This is a genomic window from Danxiaibacter flavus, from assembly GCF_041060425.1.
Classification (GTDB): Bacteria; Bacteroidota; Bacteroidia; order Chitinophagales; family Chitinophagaceae; genus Danxiaibacter; species Danxiaibacter flavus.
Map to the genome: position 1 here is coordinate 1,347,445 of NZ_JAULBC010000001.1, position 21,583 is coordinate 1,369,027.

A 21,583-nucleotide genomic window follows, 5' to 3' on the forward strand; every position below is an offset into this window, starting at 1 on the left:
ATATTTTTTAAGATCCCGTTATATCCTCATCTTAACTTTTCCTGGTATTCGAAGTTGGTTTTGAGGACTTATCACACTTTTCTTACGCCTTCAAAAAGCATTTTGGTTTTTCGCCAACTGCATTAAAACAAAAGCCCGGCTGCTAAGTAGTATAAATGCATGCCGGGCAATAAATAAAATGAATGATTTACGCTTTGATCAACAGCTTACATTCTTCCAGCAATATATCCTTGTTAATTGCTGCCGTTCCAACTTCCTCGCATACCAGGCCGCCGGCAATATTGGCCATTTCCGCAGCCATGTTAATGTCTTTTGTTGAGGCATATACAAGAGATGCTACAGCGATCACTGTATCTCCCGCGCCACTTACATCGGCAATATTTCGCAAATGAGAAGGAATAAGATTTGACTGTGTTTCATTTTGGAAGAAAACACCTTTCTCTGATAAAGTTATCAATGATGTATGGTGATCCAATCTTTCTTTCAATTGTGTATGAATGCTGTCAAGCACCTCTTTATTAACGTTTTCAACCAATATATTCAAGCCTTCTATTACTTCTTTAAGATTGGGCTTAAAGATGTCGACATTCTTATAGCTAAAGAAATTTTTACGCTTGGGATCTACTGTTATAATGATATCGTTTTCCTTACAGATCTGCGTAATGGTTTTTATGATCGTTTCGGTAAGTACACCTTTATTGTAATCTTCAAAAATTACAACGGAAGGTCTTTCTTTTTGCACATAAGTCATGAATGCCGCAACCAATGCATCTTCGTCAGTTTTTGTAATATCTTTTGTGATTTCGGCATCAAGACGCATCATTTGCTGATTGCGGCTGATAATGCGGATCTTGTTGGTGGTAATGCGTTTGTCGCTATGAACAATATATTCGGTATTGATATTGGCCTGCTCAAACAAACCCTTCAGAATTTTAGCATCATCATCGTTACCGACAACAGAAAATACAGTTGTTGCTGCCTGCAAAGCAGCGGTATTTAATGCAACATTTCCTGCACCTCCAATACGGTATTCTTTTTTGTCTACAGCAACAACCGGCACCGGCGCTTCTGGTGAAATGCGTTCCACATGTCCCCACCAATAGGTGTCCAGCATTACATCGCCTATTACCGCGACTTTTATGGAAGCAAAATCATTGAATAGCTTATTGAAATCTGTCATAATATGTCTGTTCTGTCAGGCGCAAAACTAGGGTATTAAAGGGAAAGCTTAAAGCTTAAAGCTTAAAGCTCAAAGCCTAAAACTTAAAATCGCCGCAAAATAAGAATGCTTGCGTTTATGAGTGGTTTGCAGCGCCCAATGATTTTGGCATTCGACTGTTGAACTTTAAGCGACAAAAAAAAGCCTCGCTCAATATTAGAACAGAGGCTTTCTTACATTTTATCATAAAGGTTTTTGAGATAAGCTTATTAACCGGAATCACCGGTCGCGTCAAATAGTTTTAAGCTTTTAGCTTTGGGCTTTAAGCTTTTTCTGCTCCTTCTTCTTCCCCCCATGTGCCAAATAGTAAATAGGTATGCCAATGCCGGCGATCAGCAATCCCCATTTAACGTAGGTGCTTTTATAAATAACCAGTAATACGCAAAATGCAACGCCCAGCAGTATGTAGATGGCTGGCAAAACAGGATATAAAAACGCCTTGTAAGGTCTTTCAGCATTTGGCATTTTCTTCCGCAGAATAAATATGCCAAGTATGGTCAAAACATAAAATACAACCACTACAAATGAAACCATGTCCAGCAAGTCGCCATATTTGCCGCTCAGGCACAGGAGAGAAGCAACGATACATTGTATCCATAATGCAAAACCGGGTACAGCATTTTTATTCAACTCGCCTGTTTGCTTAAAGAACAGGCCGTCTTTTGCCATCGTATAATAAACCCTGGCACCGGATAAAATAAGACCATTATTGCAGCCAAAAGTTGAGATCATGATCATAATGGCGATAACATAAGTACCCGCATTGCCAAAAATGGCGTTTGATGCGGCAACAGCTACGCGGTCTTTCTCTGCGGAAGCTATTTCCTGTAAAGGAAGCACTGCTGTGTACATTACATTCGCCGCAACGTAAATAATGGTCACGATAAGCGTTCCCAGGAAGAGGCTCAGGCCAATATTGCGTTTAGGATTCTTGATTTCACCGGCAATAAATGTAACGTTCTCCCAGGCCACACTACTGAAAATGGAGCCAACCATAGATGCGGCTATTGCGCCCAGTGCTGCTGCAATTGCATAGTGCGATACACTACCATCAGGACTCAATGCATGAAGGTCCCAGGCGTTGGTCCAGTTAGCGTGCCATATATCTCCTTTTGCGGCTAAAAATCCAAATACGATCAGGCCGAATAAACTGAGGAGTTTGATAATGGTCAGCGTCGTTTGGATGATCTTGCCATTTTTAATGCCCCGGGAATTAATGTAGGTGAGCAATATGATGGTAATGATGGAAAGGATCTGCGCAGGCGAAATGCTGATTTTTCCTATTGTAAACAGTACCAGGTCCTCACTTACCTGTGGAAAAAGATATGCCGTAAATTTCGAAAAGGCCACGCCAACTGCGGCGATGGTACCTGTTTGAATAACAGCAAAAAAACTCCAGCCGTACAGGAATCCGATCAGCGGGTTATAGGATTCTTTTAAATAAACATACTGTCCGCCGGCTTTAGGAAACATGCCACTCAATTCGCCATAGCTTACTGCGGCTGCTATAGTCATAAAGCCGGTAATAAGCCATACTGCTATAAGCCATCCGGATGAGCCTACATTACGGGTAATATCCGCACTAACAATAAAAATACCGGAGCCTATCATGCTACCGGCAACAATCATGGTCCCGTCAAGCAAACCAAGCGTTGGTTTGAATGAAGATTGGTTTTCCTGCATACTTATATATTTCTCTCAAAAGCAGCATGGAATAAGGTGTTCATTGGAGTTATTCCAGCCCTGGTTATTAATAAAATAAAAAATCCCGTTTTATGCGGGATTTGAAGATAGAATAATTAATGTAATTATTTACTTTTTGTACTCTTATGTTGCGCATTCAGGTAAAAGATCACGCTGTCTGTAATATTACGCGTAGAGTCTTTGAAATACAGATTGTCTTCTTCACTTGCTGCAAAGACATATGAGTAGCCTTTTTCCTGGCAAAATCCTTTCAAAAAGTCCTGTATTTTCAGTTTTACATCCTGCAGTTTACGCATGCCTTCTGTATTCAGTTGCTGTTGCTTTTCTTCCTGTTCTGCACGCAGATCATTCTGCATTTGGTATAATGTCTGCTCGTACTGGCTTTGCTCAGTCTGAGACATGGTTGGCCCTTTCTGCTGATACTCTTTCACTTTCTTCATGTAGGCGTCTTGCTTAGCCCTTAGGTCACGTGCGTTCTGCTCTGATTTTGCAGCAAGATTGTCCCGGACTTCTTTATAATATTCGTACCTGTTTTGTAAAGAATCCAGTTCGAAATAAGCTATTTTAAATGTCGCTGATTCAGGCCCCTTTACAGCAGGTACTGTCTGGCTGCTCTTACCCTTACCATCAAAATGTAAATAAAATAGAACACCTACTGCAATAAGCAAAACAACATTAAGTCCGATTAAAAATCTATTCATGCAAGTCCCTTTTTTCGGGGTTGGAAAGTTATAGGTAATATTAGTGATAGAATTGTTAAAATGACCTTTTTGCAGGAATGAAATAGGTGGTTGGGGGAGAAGGTGTGAGGAGTGAGGCGTGAGGTGTAAGGAGTGAGGCGTGAGGTGTGAGGAGTGAGAGCTTAAAGCTGTTTTAAGTTATACGTTGTACGTGATACGTTTACCGTAGCGAAGGAATCAGTATAAAATTGGCGCAGTTGCTACATTGACCGTTGGATATGACGATTTACTTGAAAGTAGAGGGCTGATAGCTAATTGCTGATAGCTGACCTGACAGCTCTTTGCTAATAGCTAAAACAAAACAGGAAGCTTATTCGGCTTCCTGCTTGTTATTTGTTTATACTTAAGTACTGTTTGTGTTTACTGATGATGATTCACCTGAACACATCGTACATCGTACTTCGTAAATCGTACATATTTAGTTAAGTACTGTCCGTGTTTAATGAGAATGATTCACCTGAACACATCGTACATCGTACTTCGTAAATCGTACATATTTAGTTAAGTACTGCTTGTGTTTAATGAAGATGATTCACCTGAACACATCGTACATCTAAAATCGTACATCGTACATCGTCTTATTCTTCGTCATCGAAGTTCATCGCTTCACGTGCAGTAGAAAGCAATTCATATTCTTCCTTGCTACCAACAATGATGCTTTCGAACTCTTTCTGACCAGTACCTGCTGGTATCAGGTGACCGGTGATAACATTTTCTTTCAATCCGAGCATGTCATCGCTCTTACCTTGTATAGCTGCAGAGCTTAATACTTTGGTAGTTTCCTGGAACGATGCAGCTGAGATCCAGCTTTGTACACCCAGTGAAGCTTTAGTGATACCTAACAGTACAGGCTGTGCTGTAGCTGGCTCTGCATCACGAACTTCAGCAAGTTTCTTATCGGAACGGCGCAGGATGGAGTTTTCTTCTCTCAACTCACGCAATGTTATGATTTGACCAGCTCTCAGTTTACTGCTGTCTCCCGGATCAGTTACTACTTTCTTATCAAAGATCCTGTCGTTCTCATCGATGAACTCGAAACGGTCAACCAGGTCTTCTTCGAGGAATTTAGTATCACCGGCATCAACGATCTCCGCTTTCTTCATCATCTGGCGAACGATCACCTCAATATGCTTATCGTTGATCTTCACACCCTGTAAGCGGTAAACTTCCTGAATTTCATTTACCACATATTCCTGAACTGCGAATGGTCCTTTGATTGTTAAGATATCAGCTGGAGCAGTTTGACCATCGGAAAGGGCAGCGCCTGCTTTTACGAAGTCGCCATCCTGAACCAGGATCTGTCTTGTCAACGGAACCAGGTATTTTTTAACAATACCGTCTTTCGCTTCAACAATGATCTCACGGTTACCACGTTTAACATTACCAAAAGCAACCACACCATCAATTTCACAAACTACTGCCGGATTGCTTGGGTTACGGGCTTCAAACAACTCGGTTACGCGAGGAAGACCCCCGGTGATATCACCGCTCTTACGCAGTGTTCTTGGTATCTTCACAATTACCTGTCCGGCTTTTACGCTTTCGCCTTCTTCAATGATCAGACGGCTTCCGACAGGTAAGTTGTAGTTTTTGATTTCTTTGCCTTCAACAACCAGTCCCGGAATCTTTGTTTTATCTTTTGTTTCGATAACCACTTTGTCACGGTGACCAGTTTGTTCATCAGCTTCTTCACGGTAAGTAACACCTTCAATAACATTCTCGAATTTCACTTCACCTGCAATTTCAGCGACTACAACGTTGTTGAACGGATCCCATGTACAGATTATTTCTCCTTTCTTCACGAGTTGTCCGTCTTTTACATTCAGGACTGCACCATAAGGAATGTTGTTGGTGATTAATAACCTGTCATTTTTCAGATCCATGATCCTCATTTCACCTGTACGACCGATTACAACCTGTACTTTATCGCCTTCGTTGTTTTCTGTAGTTACAGAACGAAGACCATCGAACTGGATTGTACCGTCGAACTTGGCAGTTAATGAAGATTCTACTGAAGAAGAACCGGCGATACCACCCACGTGGAAGGTACGAAGTGTTAACTGTGTACCTGGCTCACCGATTGACTGGGCAGCGATGATCCCAACAGCGTCACCTCTTTGAGCGATGTAACCTGTAGCAAGGTTTTTACCATAACATTTCACACACACACCGCGTTTGCTTTCGCAGGTAAGTACAGAACGGATCTCTACAGTTTCAATGCCTGCTTCTTCAATTGCTCTTGCAACGTCTACGGTAATTTCATCACCAGCAGCAACGAGGAGTTCTTCAGTAACCGGGTGGAATACATCATGTAAAGATGTTCTACCCAAAATTCTATCTAACAATGGTTCTACTACATCCTCATTGTCTTTCAATGCAGATGTTGCAATACCACGTAATGTTCCACAATCTTCATCAGAGATCACCACATCCTGTGCTACGTCAACAAGACGACGAGTCAGGTAACCGGCATCGGCTGTTTTAAGGGCCGTATCCGCAAGACCTTTACGCGCACCGTGCGTAGAGATAAAGTAATCCAATACGTTCAAACCACCTTTAAAGTTGGAAAGGATCGGGTTCTCGATGATCTCAGATCCTGTAGAACCTGATTTTCTCGGTTTAGCCATCAGACCCCTGATACCAGCCAGCTGTTTTACCTGCTGTTTAGAACCACGCGCACCGGAGTCAAGCATCATGTACACAGAGTTGAAGCCCTGTTTGTCTGTTGCCATTTCACGGATCAGTGTTTCTGTAATGCGGGTATCCACACGGCTCCATATATCAATTACCTGGTTGTAACGTTCGTTATTGGTGATAAGACCCATGTTGTAGCTTTCCCAAACTTCTTCAACTTCAGCCTTAGCCTGCTCAAGTAATTCGTTTCTTACTTCAGGAATGATAAGGTCATTAACGTTGAACGATAAACCACCACGGAAGGCCATACGGAAACCTAAGGTTTTGATATCATCCAGGAACTTAGCCGTTTTAGGAACGTTAGTGATCTTGATGATATCACCGATGATCTCTCTCAGTGATTTTTTGGTGGCTAATGCGTTTACGAAACCTACTTCTTTTGGTACGAACTGGTTGAACAATACGCGACCAACAGTCGTTTCAATCAATTTGTTTTTCAGTTCACCACCTTCACGCACATTGGTTTTTACTTTAATGAAAGCATGCAGGTCAACCTGGTTTTCATTGTAAGCGATTAAAACCTCTTCAGTGCTATAGAAAGCTTTGCCTTCACCTTTAACTTTTTCAGTTTCAGTGTTTCTTTTACCCTTAGTGATGTAGTACAGACCAAGTACCATGTCCTGGGAAGGCAGGGTGATCGGCGTACCGTTCTGCGGGTTAAGAATGTTGTGAGAAGACAGCATCAGTAATTGTGCTTCCAAAATTGCGGCGTTGCTCAAAGGCACGTGAACCGCCATCTGGTCACCATCAAAGTCGGCGTTGAACGCACTCGTTACCAATGGGTGAAGCTGAATGGCCTTTCCTTCCACCAAACGTGGCTGGAATGCCTGGATAGATAAACGGTGCAGTGTTGGGGCACGGTTTAACATTACAGGGTGACCTTTCAATATGTTTTCAAGGATATCCCAAATAACTGCTTCTTTTTTATCAACCAGTTTCTTGGCTGATTTTACAGTTTTTACGATACCTCTTTCAATTAATTTACGGATGATAAATGGTTTGAAAAGCTCGGCAGCCATGTCTTTTGGAAGACCGCACTCGTGCATTTTCAATTCAGGACCTACCACGATTACAGAACGGCCGGAGTAGTCAACACGTTTACCCAACAGGTTCTGACGGAAACGACCTTGTTTACCTTTCAGAACGTCAGACAAGGATTTCAATGCTCTACCACCTTCAGCTTTAACAGCGTTTGATTTACGTGAGTTATCGAACAGGCTGTCCACAGCTTCCTGCAGCATACGTTTTTCGTTTCGCAGGATCACTTCAGGAGCTTTAATCTCCAACAGACGTTTCAAACGGTTGTTACGGATGATCACACGACGGTAAAGGTCGTTCAGGTCAGAAGACGCGAAACGGCCACCATCCAATGGAACCAATGGACGCAATTCCGGTGGAATAACAGGGATGTATTGCATTACCATCCACTCAGGGCGGTTGGTAATTCTTGTGCTTGCATCACGGAAACCTTCTACAACGCTCAAACGCTTTAAGGCGTCTGCTTTACGTTGCTGAGAAGTTTCAGTAGCTGCAGCGTTACGTAATTTATAGCTTAACTCATCCAGATCCAATCTTGCCAACAGGTCGTGAATTGCTTCAGCGCCCATTTTAGCGATGAATTTCTGAGGATCTTCATCAGGCAGGTATTGGTTGTCTTTTGGAAGTGTATCAACAATATCCAGGTATTCTTCTTCAGTAAGAAGATCACCGGTATTCAGGTTTTCTTTTACGCCACCTTGTATAACTGCATATCTTTCATAATATACAATTGTCTCTAATTTCTTAGAGCTCATACCTAACAGGTAGCCAATTTTATTGGGTAAACTTTTAAAATACCAGATGTGAACAACCGGAACAACCAGTTTAAGGTGTCCCATGCGTTCGCGGCGAACTTTCTTTTCGGTCACTTCAACACCACAACGGTCGCACACGATGCCCTTGTAACGAATACGCTTATACTTACCACAGGCGCACTCATAATCTTTTACCGGACCAAAAATTCTTTCGCAGAATAAACCATCACGTTCAGGTTTGTAAGTACGATAGTTGATGGTTTCAGGCTTTAACACTTCACCAAAGCTGCGTTCTAAAATACTGTCCGGGGATGCCAGACCGATAGTAATTTTAGAAAAAGTTGCCTTAGGACGATTGTCTTTTTTAATGGCCATATTTAAAATTGCAATTTTATAAAAATTTGTCAACCGGTTATTTTGAAGAAAAGGGGGTGAATTAACTAATGCGATGTCAATAAACTATGATGCCCCAATGAATTGATAATCAATTACATTGAGGTACAAAAAGGTTAAAAACAATATGTAAAAGCCGCAAAAGACGATCCAACCGAATACAAATCTTCAAAATGCATAGGTCGGCAAAGGTAAGGAAATATATAAAAAGGAAAAAAGCAAATTTTTTTTGCTGACTATTATTTCTTAAGACCGTTAAGATAAAGTTAAAGGAAAAAACCTCAAACCGTTGTCCGTTCAACGATTTGAGGCAAAATCAATTTTTTAGAAGGGATTTGAAAGCTGTCTAAGTACGATTTACGAAGTACGAAGTACTCTGATTCAGTCAGGCTTCTTTTCTATTGGAAGTCGCTTTTCTTTCAGCTCCATATGTCTGAAACCTGAGACCTGACACCTGACACCCAATAGCTCACAGCTGATAGCTAAAAGCTCACAGCTAGTAATTCGGATTCTGTATCAACACTCCCTTACTCTCATCAATCACCACCTGCGGAATTGGCATGTAGTAATCCTTCGGACGTTTAAACGTACGGCCGGGAATTAACACAGCCCCATTGTATGGTTGTAACGGAGAAGTGGATTTTGGCTTGGAGTAGATGGTATCCAGGTTGATAATCTTCGCCTTGTCCCATCTCATCAGATCCTGGTGACGGATATTTTCGCCTCCAAGTTCTACGCGGCGTTCGTGAATAAGATCATGCATTGTTGCGCCATGGATATCCGCCAGTCCTGCACGTGCGCGAACAGCATTGATCTCTACATCGCCAGCTCCGGCTCCGGATTGCCTGATCTTGGCTTCTGCAACAATCAGGTAAATGTCTGCAGTGCGAAGGAGCGGTTGTTTCAAATCGCCATCCAGTTGACCGGAACCATCCGGATTGTATGCAGTATACTTCCTCAGGCAATAACCTGTCAAAGAATTGCTTGGTAACATTCTTCCGGTTTGCTGGCCTTCCTTTCCTGTAAACATCTGGTATGCATCGCCGGGTGCGATGGTGATCAGGTTTGTTTGATTGGCAATGGAATCTCCAACTGATAACAACGTAGTTCTCTTGCGAATACTGTCCTTTGCCTCAAACTCTTCCGCAAAATTTTCGGTAGGGTGGTGGAAACCCCAACCGTTCCAGGCTCTTGGCGTAAAGTAAATGTTGATAGGAGCGTTATTATAGTTGTTTTTGTTCCATACAGCAAATAACAGTTCTGTATTGTTTTCCTGCATGCCAAGGAAAAAGTTGTCGGTATATCTTGGTGCAAGCGCGTAGTTCGCATTTGTGATCACCTTGGTGCCAAATTCCTGTGCTTTGTCGAGCTTCTCCCAAAAAATGTACAGCTTAGCCAGTAAACCCCATGCAGCTCCCTTACTTACGCGGCCTTTATCTTCAGCACCGTAAGACTCGGGCAACATGTCTGCTGCTTTAAGCAAATCGGATTCCATTTGCATTCTTACAGAATCAACAGAAGACTTTGGAATGTTGTAATTGCCGTTTAGCACATTCTGCTCAAGGATGATGGGAACTTCTCCAAAGATCTGGCTGAGTACCCAATAGCCGTGCGCACGCAGAAAATAGGCTTCACCCATTGAGCGGGTGCGGATATTTTCATCCATGCTCGGAACTTTCGGAATGTATAATATGGCATTGTTGGCGCGTGCAATTTGTTCATACGCCCATCCCCAGGTTGGTCTTAACTGGTAAGTAGTAGGGTTAGCGTTAAATTTCTCAATGTCCCAAAAATCAGGGTGGTCACCATCAACTGAAATATCATCTGACTGGTCATCAAATGCATACAGGTTGTGACCGACTCCTTCTTCCTGCGTAAGTACATTGTAAATGCCGTTAATGCCTGTAACCACATCACTTTCATTGCGCCAGTAATTCTCAGGCGTATACAAACCAACGGGTGTTACGTCCAGTATCTTCTTCTGACAGGCAGAGGCCGCCAATACTGTAACAACCGCCAGTATGTAGTGTATATATTTTTTCTTGATCATGGTTCTCTGTTTTAAAAATTAAAGGTTGCTCCAATGGTCAGCGTTCTTGCGGATGGATATTGTGCCACGTCTACACCTCTTTGTTTATTGCCATCAGTATAACCCAGTTCCGGTGTATAGCCCTTGTACTTGGTTATATAGAACAAGTTGTAGCCGCTGAAGTAAATTCTTGTTTGCGGCATGGGAACCTTTGCAATTTGTACGTTCTTGAAAGTATAGCTAAGTGTAACAGTCTTTAGTGCGAGATAGTTACCACTTTCAACCCAGAGATCTGATGACCTGTTATTTTGATTGGCATTTGTTCTGCTCAGTCGGGGAACGCTGTTGCTTGTTCCTTCACCGTGCCACCTGTTGTTTGCTTCTGCATAAAGGTTGAAAACCTGTGTGCCGTCAAGACCTGTGAGCCTGTCAGCATTATACAGTTTGTGACCAAATGCACCGGCAAACAAAAAGGCCAGGTCAAATCCTTTATAACCAACACTACCGTTTATGCCAAGTGTTACACGTGGGTTGGGATCTCCGAGATTAACCCTGTCCTGATCATTTACAATGCCGTCGCCATTTACATCAAGGAAGCGTACATCTCCGGGTTTGATCACACCTCTGTTCGGATCGTTTTTCCTGTTTGGATCGTCATCAATGTCTTTTTGATTCTGGTACAAACCATTTGTTTTATATCCGTAGAAAGAAGCGATTGGCTGGCCCTCATAGGTTCTGGATGTTTCGATTGACTGACGTCCGTAGAATGAAGAACCTATATAATCAGCTTTAGTACCATACAAATGCGTAACCTTATTTTTAATGAAAGAAGCATTTACACCGGCTGAATAACTTACTCTTCCTGCCATATTGCTGTAGTTCAGTTCAACTTCAACACCACGGTTGTTGAGGGATCCCAGGTTTTGATTCGGAATAGTAACATTGCCGCCAGGAATGTTTATCGTTGCCCCGTAAGTTTCTACCAGTGAATATGGTATCAGCATATCCTTGGTGTTTTTGTTAAAATAAGTAACCACACCATTCAGTTTGTTTTGTAACAAGCCAAATTCAAGACTGACATTGCTCATTTCAGCCCGTTCCCATGTGATGTTGGGATTGGACAGGCTGGTTACATAAGAGCCATCAACTATGTTGGTATTGCTGCCGAAGTTGTATGTAATACCACCGCCACTCTGGATGATAGACAGATACTGGAAGTTGGGAATTTCCTGGTTACCCATCTGGCCCCAGCCGCCGGTAACTTTCAAGGTGTTTATAAAAGAAACATTATCCTTGAAGAATTTCTCGTCGGAGATCCTCCATCCCAAAGAAAATGCCGGGAATGAACCCCATCTTTTGTCTGGCGGAAACCTGCTTGAGCCATCGTCGCGCCAGGTGAAAGTGGCCAGGTACTTACTTTTATAAGCATAGTTGGCCCTTACAAAATAAGATCTCAGTCCATTTGCGCCCTGTGATCCATTGGCGAACTGATTGGCACTGCTACCGTTGTTCAGGATCCTGTGATCCCAGGCCGGATCATCGTAACCACTTCTTGCCGCTGAATAGGATTCACTGTTAAAGCTCTGTGCAGAGTAGCCAGCAGTAACATTTACACTGTGCGTGTTGTTGAAAACATTATTGTAAGTAAGAAAATAGTCAGTCAAAAATGAAGTGCCCTGACTGTAACTTCGTGTTAAATTAGCCAGTGAGTTAACCCTAGTTTGATCGGGTGTTGCAATGGCAAAATTATAACCGTTGTACATGTTATAGTCGTAACCAAAATTGGCTTTGGCAGTCAGCCCTTTGATGATTTCCAACTCAATGTATGCATTGGTTAAAATGTGGTTGTTTTTGTTGGACTGATCTGTGGTAGCCGCGGTAAATACCGGATTGTTAATGTCTCCTAACTCGTTACTGGCCTTGGAGCTTCCCCATGAACCATCGGGATTGTGCACCGGAATTGCGGGATTGAAACGCAGTGCGGTCCATACCAACCCGGTTTGTGTTGATCTTGTATCTACACCGCTGCTGTTGGTAAACGAATAAAGAAAGTTTTCTCCGACTTTTAGCCTTTTACCCAATTTGTGTTCAGAATTAAAGCGCGCACTATAACGTTGAAAATAGGTGTTGATGATCATGCCTTTTTCATCGTAATAGTTTCCTGAAAGACTGAAATTGGAACTGGCGCTTCCTCCGCGTAAGGCAACATCCACATTGTTTGTTTTGCCTGTATTGAAGAGCTCGCGTTGCCAGTCTGTACGTTGTGTGGCATAGTAGGGATCATTCCAAATAGGCGGTACGGGATTACCATCGTTGGTAAATTCTTCCTGTTTCAGCTTTACCAGGTCAGGCGCTGTCGCCAGGTCAAGATACTTGAGTGGATTTGAATTACCTGTGTACGCATTCACAGTCGTTTTAGCCTTGTCGCCAAAATTTCCTTTCTTGGTAGTGATAAGCACTACACCGTTTGCGGCCCTGGTTCCATAGATGGCTGAAGACGATGCGTCTTTCAGAATTTCTATGGAGGCAATATCATTGGAGTTAACATCGTTGAGACCGCCTGCGGGAACGCCGTCAATAACTACCAACGGATCTGCACTGTTGATTGTACCCGTTCCTCTTATACGGATTGTAGGAATACTTCCAGGTGCTCCGTCAGCGCGAACAATATCAACGCCGGAAGCACGGCCCTGAAGGGCTGACGCCGCGTTGCTAACCGGGATGTTTTTTATGTCATCTCCTTTAACGCTGGCAATGGTACCCGTCACGTCTCTTTTACGTTGGGTACCGTAACCAACAACAACAACATCTGCAAGTGCATTGGCTGCAGCCTGCAAGGTTACGTTGATTGCAGTTTTGCCCTTTATTGGAAGGGTTTGCTTTTGATAACCCACGAGCGTAAATTCCAGTTCCGTGGTACCATCTGGGACGGTAATACGAAAAGCTCCATTTTCATCGGTTGTTGTTACGGTAGATGTTTTCGGTACACCCACAGTAACACTTTGTAGTTTTTTGCCGTCGGGATCAGTTACTGTTCCTGTAACAGTAGACTGGGCAAATACAGCGGTTGTGCCAAGAATGATGAAAAGAGCAGTTAATATGCGTTGCTTCCATCTCATACTGGTGTTTGGTTTAATTGTGAATAAAAGGTCAGCTTGTTATTAAGGAAGAGCGTTTGATTTTACCTGTTTTAGAATCCTGACAGGGCCATTATTATTCGCAGCCACTATGTACAGGTTGTTACCTCCTTTTAGTTTGATGATATTCCTTGTGTCATTATTCAGGTATAGTCCTGTTTGTGCATAATCAAGCGGAAGAAAATTGCCGTTGCCTTTGTTCTTCAGAACAAGTCCGGTACCACCATCCAATGGACCTATCTGCACCCGGAAAGGATAAAAATTTCCTGCGAGAATAATGTCAGTGTTTCCGTCTTTATCAATATCCTCGGCAACCAGTCCGTTCGCCATGCTTATTTGTGCCTGTGCAGGTAATGGTTCCGCGTCGAATTTCTTGTTGTTCTGATTTCTTAAGAAAAGAGAATTTGTTTGTGTTAGTTTGATGGTCTTTGCTTTGGCTAGCTGCTCTTCTGTAAACAGATCCTTTAGCTGTGCATCCGAATAGTCACTGTAGTGGAGGAATTTCTTTTGTAACGAAGGAACCTGGTCAATCATTTCATCTCTTGAGAAATACGGATAACTCTTTCCCCCATTATAATAACATAAAACAGGGTTGATTGTTCCATTGCCATAAAAGTCACCATAGGTAATAGTTACCGGTTCCTTTACAGAGGCTTTAAAAGGAATATTATTGCCTATGTTACCTATAACCAGGTCTGTGTCTCCATCATTGTCAAAATCGCCGGCTAAAATTCTTGTCCACCAGCCTTCTGTATCGGTAAGTCCGTATTGCTTGGTTTGATCAGAAAGTACACCGTTGTGATTTTCGAAGACCTTTACCGGCATAAATTGGCCAGCGACAATAAGATCGGGCCAGGAGTCCTTATTGAGATCCACCCACATAGCGTCGTACACCATTCCACAGTTTAGCAGCGAAGTATCTTTTTGAGAAGCGTCTTGTACAAACCTGATCGCTCCGGGCCTGCTCATATTTTTCAAGACAAAGCTTTCCGCACTTACGGGAAATTTACCTGGTATGCATTTGCTGCCAACAAATAGATCCGGCAGACCATCTTTATTGATATCTGCAGCCTTTGCACATGCTCCGCTGAGTGCCTCCGCCGGAAGCGCATCTGTAACCTGCCTGAAATTGCCTTTGCCATCATTTTCAAAAATCCGGTCCTGGTAGTATTTGTTGTTTGCAGGATAGTCAGTTCCGCCGCTAACGAGATAAAGATCCATATCTCCATCTTTGTCTGCATCAAAGAACAACGCATCTGCATTTGTATATCCTTTATCGTTGTTCCAGGGTTGTGACTGAGAAGGTTTGAAGCTGCCTTCTTTTGTTTGCAGATACAATACGCTTTCTTGTCCGGCAGACGCACCGATAAAAAGATCCTCCAATCCATCGCCGTCAATGTCGGCTTTTGCCAGGCACGGGCCTAGCTTTGACAATTGGTATGGCAATAATGGAGAGATCTTAAAGTCAACGAATAACGAAGGCTGATGAGTGAAGTGAATACCAGATGATGCAGTTATGTCTTCAAAAATCGCATCCGGTGTTTTTTTTATTGGAGTTGCTGAGCTTGTATCAGCATCTTTTTCTGAGATGGTTAATAATGTGTCCGAATGAATGTTCTTTAATACAGATCTTTTTCCTCCCGGCCAGTTCACCTGTATTTGCTGAACAATGCTATCGCTGCCAAGTCCTATATGCATAACCGGGTCCACAGATGACTGAAAGCCGCGGGTCAGGAATTGTTCCTGTGTTTGATGGCTTTTGGCTGTTTCGATAGATATTTTTGCGCCTATGCCGAGTGTATTTTGGTTGTCGCCCTGCAGTTTTATCCTGATGTAATGCGATTGCTTATTGCCTGAAGTATTATTCTGGTAAATGGTCGCACGGTCATTAAGTTGATTTACAACCAGGTCCAGATCTCCATCGTTATCCAGGTCCGCATAGGCGGCTCCGTTACTTATTCCTTTTTTTGAAAGCCCCCAGTTGGTTGTCACATTTTCAAAGCCGAGATTATGATTGTTTTTAAAAAGATAGTTAGATAGTTTAGTAGCTGGCATTTGCTGGATCAGCTGCCACATTTCTTCTTTTGATCCTTTTTGGGCTGTAAGCGAAGCCGTGTAGCCGGAAGTATATTTTACAAAATCAAGATTTGTAATATCTTTAAAAATGCCATTGGTAATGAAAAGATCTTTCCATCCATCGTTGTCAAAGTCTGCAAAAAGTGGCGCCCAGCTCCAGTCTGTAGCGGAAATTCCCGCAAGCTGGCCAACCTCGCTAAAAAGCGGATCGCCCGCTGAATCCACACCATTATTCATCTGCAACGTATTGCGCATTTGCTGCTTGTGAAAATGATGTTCCTGGCGCATGGTGTATTTATCGTACGCATCGGCGCCCTTCAGCAATTTTTGCCTGTGGTTATCCTCTGGCAGCATATCAAGCACCATTATATCGGGCCGGCCATCGTTGTTATAATCAGCTATATCTGAACCCATGGCAAACTCGGAGATATGTCCTGCAGCTTTGGTCAATACTTCGTGAAACGTGCCATCGTGGTTATTGATATATAAGAAATCTCTTTCATCATAATCATTGGTAACATAAATGTCTGTCCAGCCGTCATTATTCAGATCGCTGGTAGCAACACTTAACCCGAAGTTGAGTCCACTGCCGTCGATATGCGCCTGTTCACTTATATCAACAAAATGTCCGTTGTCATTTCTGTACAGCCGGTTACCAAATTTTGGATGACGGGTTGAACGAAGTTTATCCGTATTGAAAAACGGGTTATAAAACATATCAGCATGGTTCACCAGGAACATATCCAGGTCGCCATCATTGTCCATGTCGAAGAAAGATGCGGTTGTAGTAAACGTACCCGGTGCATCAATGCCGTAAGCTTTTGCCTCTTCCTTAAACCAGGGAACACCATTTTTTAATCCCTGGTTAATATATAGTTCATTCGCGCGTTGTTCATCGGTTCCTGGTCCGGAATAACAGACATACATGTCCAGTTTTCCATCGCCATTAACATCAACCATAACCACACCGGTTTTCCACTTGCTTCTTCCGGCTACACCTGCTTTATCTGTAATATCTTCAAATTCAAAATTTCCCTTATTTAAATAAAGTTTGTTAGGCGTCATATTGCCGGTGAACATTATGTCCGGTAATCCATCGTTATTTACATCTCCTGTAGCAACCCCCGCTCCGTTATACAAATATTCATATGTGAGAATGTTGTAATCCGGGTTTTCCTGTATATCATTTTTAAATTCTATATGAGAATGGGAAGACTGTACTTCTGTAAACAATGCAGATTGTTTTTTTCCGCATGATGACACTATGAGGCACGCAATAATTGCTATTAAAAAGCGTGATGATTCCATGCAATTAATTTCCGGAGGGTGACGCAGTTATTTTCGGCGAATATGGGGTATTTGTAAGCGTGAGTTCTCAATATTATATTTTTTATTTACGAAACCGGTTTCGTAAATAAGCAGTGAAAATATTACCTTTCCCGCGGTTAAGGACTTAACAGCTAACTTATGAGCACAATCACTATCAAGCAGCTGGCTCAGGAATTAAATCTGTCCGCGGGCACGGTATCGAAGGCATTGAAGGACAGCCACGAAATAAGTGCGGAAACCAAAAAACGGGTGAGGGAAATGGCTAAAGATCTTGACTATGTGCCAAATCCATATGCCAGCAGTCTTCGACGACGCAAAAGTAAAACCATCGCCGTGGTGTTACCGGACATTGCAGACAGTTTTTTTTCTGCAGCAATAAAAGGAATAGAAACGGTGGCGCAGGACAAGGGCTATCATGTATTGGTTTACTTAACGCATGAGCTGTCTTACAAAGAATGTTCTATTCTTAACGATTTTAAGAGTGGAAGAGTAGATGGTGTACTCATTTCGGTATCACGAGAAACTACAGAGAACCATCATGTTAATGAACTGCAGGCGAATGGTATTCCGGTTGTTTTTTTTGACAGGGTATTGCCTGAAATCAACACGGCAAAAGTTGTAACGAACGATTTTGAAGCAGCCCGTATAGCAACCAAACATCTCATCGAGAAAGGATGTCACCGGATCGCTTACTTGTCCTTTTCCCGCACGTTATCGATCTCAATGGATAGACTGGAAGGGTATAAGCAGGCTCTATGTGATGCCGGTATGGAACACGCTATTGATGTGGTGTTTTGCTGTAATGATGAAGATGAAAATAACAGACTGATAAAGGAAGCCTTATCCCGCCAAAGCAAGCCCGATGGAATTCTGGCATCCGCAGAAAGTCTTACGATTGTCGCTTATCATGTCTGTCATGAAATGGGAATAAAAATTCCCGATGATATTAAAATTGTAAGTTTCTCCAATTTGGCTACTGCACTTATTTTAAATCCTTCACTTACAACTATTTCGCAACCGGCATTCGAAATGGGTGAATCTGCGGCTCTATTGCTTTTCAAATCTCTGGAAAAAAACAATTTTGTATTGGAAGGGGAACAGATTGTTATTCCTTCGGTATTAATGGAGCGGCAATCCACGGCCTGCTCAGGTGTTCCCGGAACGGAATTGAACGCATGATTTCTAAAATTACTTTTCATTAAAGCCTCAAACAGTAACTATCGGATCAAAACCGCTGTACCTTTCTGCGTAACATGTTTTCCAGCCCGTGTTTTGTATTGCATCATCCAAACATAAGATGCCGGCGGTTGTACCTGGCCATTAATTTTTCCATCCCAGCCTTTATTTATCGCCGTTGTATGGAACAATAGTTGTCCCAGCCTGTTAAACACCGAGAATGAATAATCTGAAACAAATCCGTAATTGACCACAGGACGGAGATAATCGTTTTTCATGTCGCCATTGGGTGTAAAGGCATTCGGTACCATTATCGTATCGCATGGTAATATCCCTGTTTGCGAATAGGACAGATCTATTTGAACAGAGTCAAGTACGCAGCCGGTTTTGTTGTTCACGTAAGCCTGGTACATGCCCGGCAACAATTTTATTTCATTACCCGTATTGTAGAGTGAGTTACCAATGCTATACCTGTAGGGTGTTTCCGGGCCATTGATGAAAACTTGCAGTGTGGCACGCTCGTCCACAAAACAAACGGGCGTCCTGGCAATAAGATTAACGGAAGGCTTGATAATTACGAAGGGATTGATCGTAGCTATCGTATCCCAGATACAACCATAACTGTCTTTAATGCTTATTGTATAATTACCGGGTGTGAGGCTGGTGATCTTTGCGTCATTTATAAAGGGTGAGTTGTTGTAGCTGTAAGTATACGGAGATGAACCATTGCCGGCGTTTATGGAAATATGCCCATTGTTTCTGTCATAACAATCTACATCTCTTGTCGTGATACCGATAGATGGTTTTTGAGTGGTTGTTTTTTCTACAGTTGCTAAAGTATCAAACGAGCAGCCATTGTAAATAAACGAAATGTAATGGACGCCCGCGGATACATTAGCGAAAAAGGGACTTTCCTGCACAATGCCATTGTTGAGTCTGAAATTAGTTGCCGTTTTGCCGGAAAATAACTCTATAGCTATGCTTCCTTTTTTCTCGCAGATCTCAGGAGTTAACCGGATGTTTTGTACCGGCGTTGGCAGCTTTTGCAGCGCAATGGATTGACTGGTATCAGCCACACAGCCGTTGTTGTCTTTTAACTTGAAATACTGTGTGCCTTCTTTTAACCCATCATAAAAAAGTTTATCCTGAAAAGCCTGGTTGTTGAGTGATAAATAAACCTGGCCGGCGTTCTCGTTCATTGTAAAGGTTATTGTTCCCGTTCCGGCATCGCAAAGGGTAGGCGTGCTTTGAATATTTTCAATCTGCAATGCGGAATTGGTTGTGCCCACAACTGCCTGCAATGTATCTGTGATACAATTGTTTTTGTCAGCAATCTGGAGCTGATAAGAGCCGCTGTACAAGCTTTTTATTGAGTCATTTGAAGCATAACTATTGTTGTTAAATGCAAATGTATAAGGCTGATCTTTCCCGGTAATAGATAGCGAGACTGCACCATTCGGTTTTAACCAGCAAATAGCGTTGGATGTGTTAATCACAGAACCAGGCTTGACGCGCGTATAAAAGAGTGATACTGCAGTATCCCAAATACAACCTGCATTGTCTTTTATTTTAAAAGTGTAATTACCGTTTGCCAACATCTGGAAATTGGGCGTTGAAGCAAGTGTATCATTTGAATACAATGAGAATGGAGCATTGTTTCCTGTAATGTCGAAACGGATCGCTCCATCTTTTTTTGCGGTACATGTAGGAGTATCGGCCAAGATCAATATGTTTGGATGTTCAGGTAATTCTTTTTTTACTTCAATCAATGTATCATAATTGCAGCGGTCAGTCTCAAGCGTAACCGTATAAACGTTTGCCCGTAAGTCAGGGATAGTGGTGGGTTGTCCTAAAGGAATCTGGTTCAGTCTGACTGCATTAACCCTGTTTTCATAACTAAGTGTAATGCTGCCCAAATTGCATATTTCGGGAATAGCACTAATGGCTTTTAAAGGGGTAGGAGGCATGTAAGAATTAATTGTGAATGAGGTGTCCATGTAGCACCCGATTGCAGTCGTTCCGCGCAATTTGTATTGTTTTGCATGCAGCTTTTCATACAACGGCTCAGTCTGAGACATCGTGTTATTGAGCGTATAAGTCAACGGAGGCGCATTTGTGCTGCCGGCAATATGAATTGAGCCAACGGCTTTGAAACATGTATCCGGTTGTATTAGAACGGAGACTTTTGGCACACTTCCCTTTCGTATGGTGGCTACTGAATCCGCAAAACATCCGTTGCTTGCTTTTACATTAATCGCATAAACCCCTTCGGCAAGATTGGGAAAAACGCCGCTTTGATTGGTTGCACCGCCGTTAATGCTATATGTCAACGTGGAACCTGGCGCAGCGGTGCCGGCTTTGACCTGGATACTGCCAATACTTGTAGCCGGAGAACATATATTTTCTACGTTAATCGCATCAATATTCACGCCCTCTGTATAGCCATTCTCGGTAATACTGGCTGCGTCAAAAATAGAAATCTGTGGCGTGCAAACTATCCGGCCGATTCTCCTGTTTTCAAAATCAAGCTCATAAATCGAGGATGAAATGCCGTATACTTTATTCTGGTTGCATCCATCCGGTATGTTGATAATGCCAAAGAAACTGGCCTGGTTCGGGATGTAAAGGCGGCTTAAGGAAGGTTCTTCAATATTTATTTGGATGATGCCCTGATCAGAAGCCAGGTATAATTCCTTTTTATAGAAGAAAAGGTCACCGGCGGAGAAATATGGCAGATTGCGGATAAACGTTTGCTGTCCCGAATAAGAATTAATCCCAAGAAGTGTATTTCCGGCACATATGTATAAGGTTCCATCAGGACCAATTGTCATCGCATTGCCCTGGTAAGGAGATCTGGCAATCAGCTTGCATGAATTTGGCTTATTCAGGATCTGGCGGTAAATGATACTTCTGGTTGTCAGTATGTATAAAGTATCCTTTCGCATTGCTACAGAGAACGCATCTCCATACAGACTTCTGCCACAGTCGGCAAGTGCTGTATATGCGCAAGTTTTAGGATTGAAATCGTAAAGATCCCCATAAGAATCACACACGACTGTTTTTTGAGCCTTAGCAATAAAGGCAATCAGCATCAAAACGATTGTCAGACTAGTTTTATACGAGTTTACGTTAAAAAGGGCCAAGTATCAGTTGTTTTATTTCAATGGGGACGAAGGTATCCGGGAAAAAACAAATGGCAAAGAAAACTGTATAAGCGGTCCGGTCCGATTTTAAAAATTCGATAAGCTGGAGTTGAACAAAAAAAAACGGCCCCAAAACTGGAGCCGTTTCCT

General features: G+C 42.5%; 10 protein-coding genes. 2 read left to right on the forward strand and 8 right to left on the reverse strand.

What is annotated here, in order from left to right; all coding sequences use genetic code 11:
* Window positions 1-41: 41 nt before the first annotated feature.
* Window positions 42-146 (forward strand): helix-turn-helix domain-containing protein, encoded by a 105-nt coding sequence (locus tag QTN47_RS05165; RefSeq protein ID WP_369328383.1) that lies wholly within the window; start codon window positions 42-44, stop codon window positions 144-146.
* Between the two features lie 41 nt (window positions 147-187).
* Here QTN47_RS05165 and QTN47_RS05170 read toward each other — a convergent pair whose 3' ends face one another.
* The 7 genes from QTN47_RS05170 to QTN47_RS05200 form a co-directional block, all read right to left on the reverse strand.
* A complete protein-coding gene (locus tag QTN47_RS05170; RefSeq protein ID WP_369328260.1) occupies window positions 188-1,180 on the reverse strand; it encodes a bifunctional heptose 7-phosphate kinase/heptose 1-phosphate adenyltransferase in 993 nt (330 codons plus the stop codon).
* Between the two features lie 288 nt (window positions 1,181-1,468).
* Window positions 1,469-2,902 carry an APC family permease gene (locus QTN47_RS05175; RefSeq protein WP_369328261.1) on the reverse strand — a complete coding sequence of 478 codons (1,434 nt, stop codon included), beginning with the start codon at window positions 2,900-2,902 and terminating at the stop codon, window positions 1,469-1,471.
* A 125-nt stretch (window positions 2,903-3,027) separates the two neighbouring features.
* The gene (locus QTN47_RS05180; RefSeq protein WP_369328262.1) at window positions 3,028-3,624 is read right to left on the reverse strand and encodes an OmpH/Skp family outer membrane protein; all 597 of its coding nucleotides are present in this window, start codon (window positions 3,622-3,624) and stop codon (window positions 3,028-3,030) included.
* A gap of 617 nt (window positions 3,625-4,241) precedes the next feature.
* On the reverse strand, window positions 4,242-8,525 hold the full coding sequence (gene rpoC, locus QTN47_RS05185; protein WP_369328263.1) for a DNA-directed RNA polymerase subunit beta': 4,284 nt from the start codon (window positions 8,523-8,525) through the stop codon (window positions 4,242-4,244).
* A 514-nt stretch (window positions 8,526-9,039) separates the two neighbouring features.
* Window positions 9,040-10,593: a RagB/SusD family nutrient uptake outer membrane protein gene (locus tag QTN47_RS05190; RefSeq protein ID WP_369328264.1), complete on the reverse strand. Its 1,554-nt coding sequence runs from the start codon at window positions 10,591-10,593 to the stop codon at window positions 9,040-9,042.
* Window positions 10,594-10,604: 11 nt separating this feature from the next.
* Window positions 10,605-13,691 carry a SusC/RagA family TonB-linked outer membrane protein gene (locus QTN47_RS05195; protein ID WP_369328265.1) on the reverse strand — a complete coding sequence of 1,029 codons (3,087 nt, stop codon included), beginning with the start codon at window positions 13,689-13,691 and terminating at the stop codon, window positions 10,605-10,607.
* 42 nt (window positions 13,692-13,733) lie between these two features.
* Entirely contained in the window at window positions 13,734-17,018 is a 3,285-nt protein-coding gene (locus tag QTN47_RS05200) for a VCBS repeat-containing protein (protein ID WP_369328266.1), read from the reverse strand.
* A 234-nt stretch (window positions 17,019-17,252) separates the two neighbouring features.
* On the opposite strand from QTN47_RS05200, the gene QTN47_RS05205 reads away from it, so the two are divergent.
* Window positions 17,253-18,293 carry a LacI family DNA-binding transcriptional regulator gene (locus tag QTN47_RS05205; protein ID WP_369328267.1) on the forward strand — a complete coding sequence of 347 codons (1,041 nt, stop codon included), beginning with the start codon at window positions 17,253-17,255 and terminating at the stop codon, window positions 18,291-18,293.
* Between the two features lie 38 nt (window positions 18,294-18,331).
* Here QTN47_RS05205 and QTN47_RS05210 read toward each other — a convergent pair whose 3' ends face one another.
* Entirely contained in the window at window positions 18,332-21,433 is a 3,102-nt protein-coding gene (locus QTN47_RS05210) for a T9SS type B sorting domain-containing protein (protein ID WP_369328268.1), read from the reverse strand.
* Window positions 21,434-21,583: the final 150 nt, after the last annotated feature.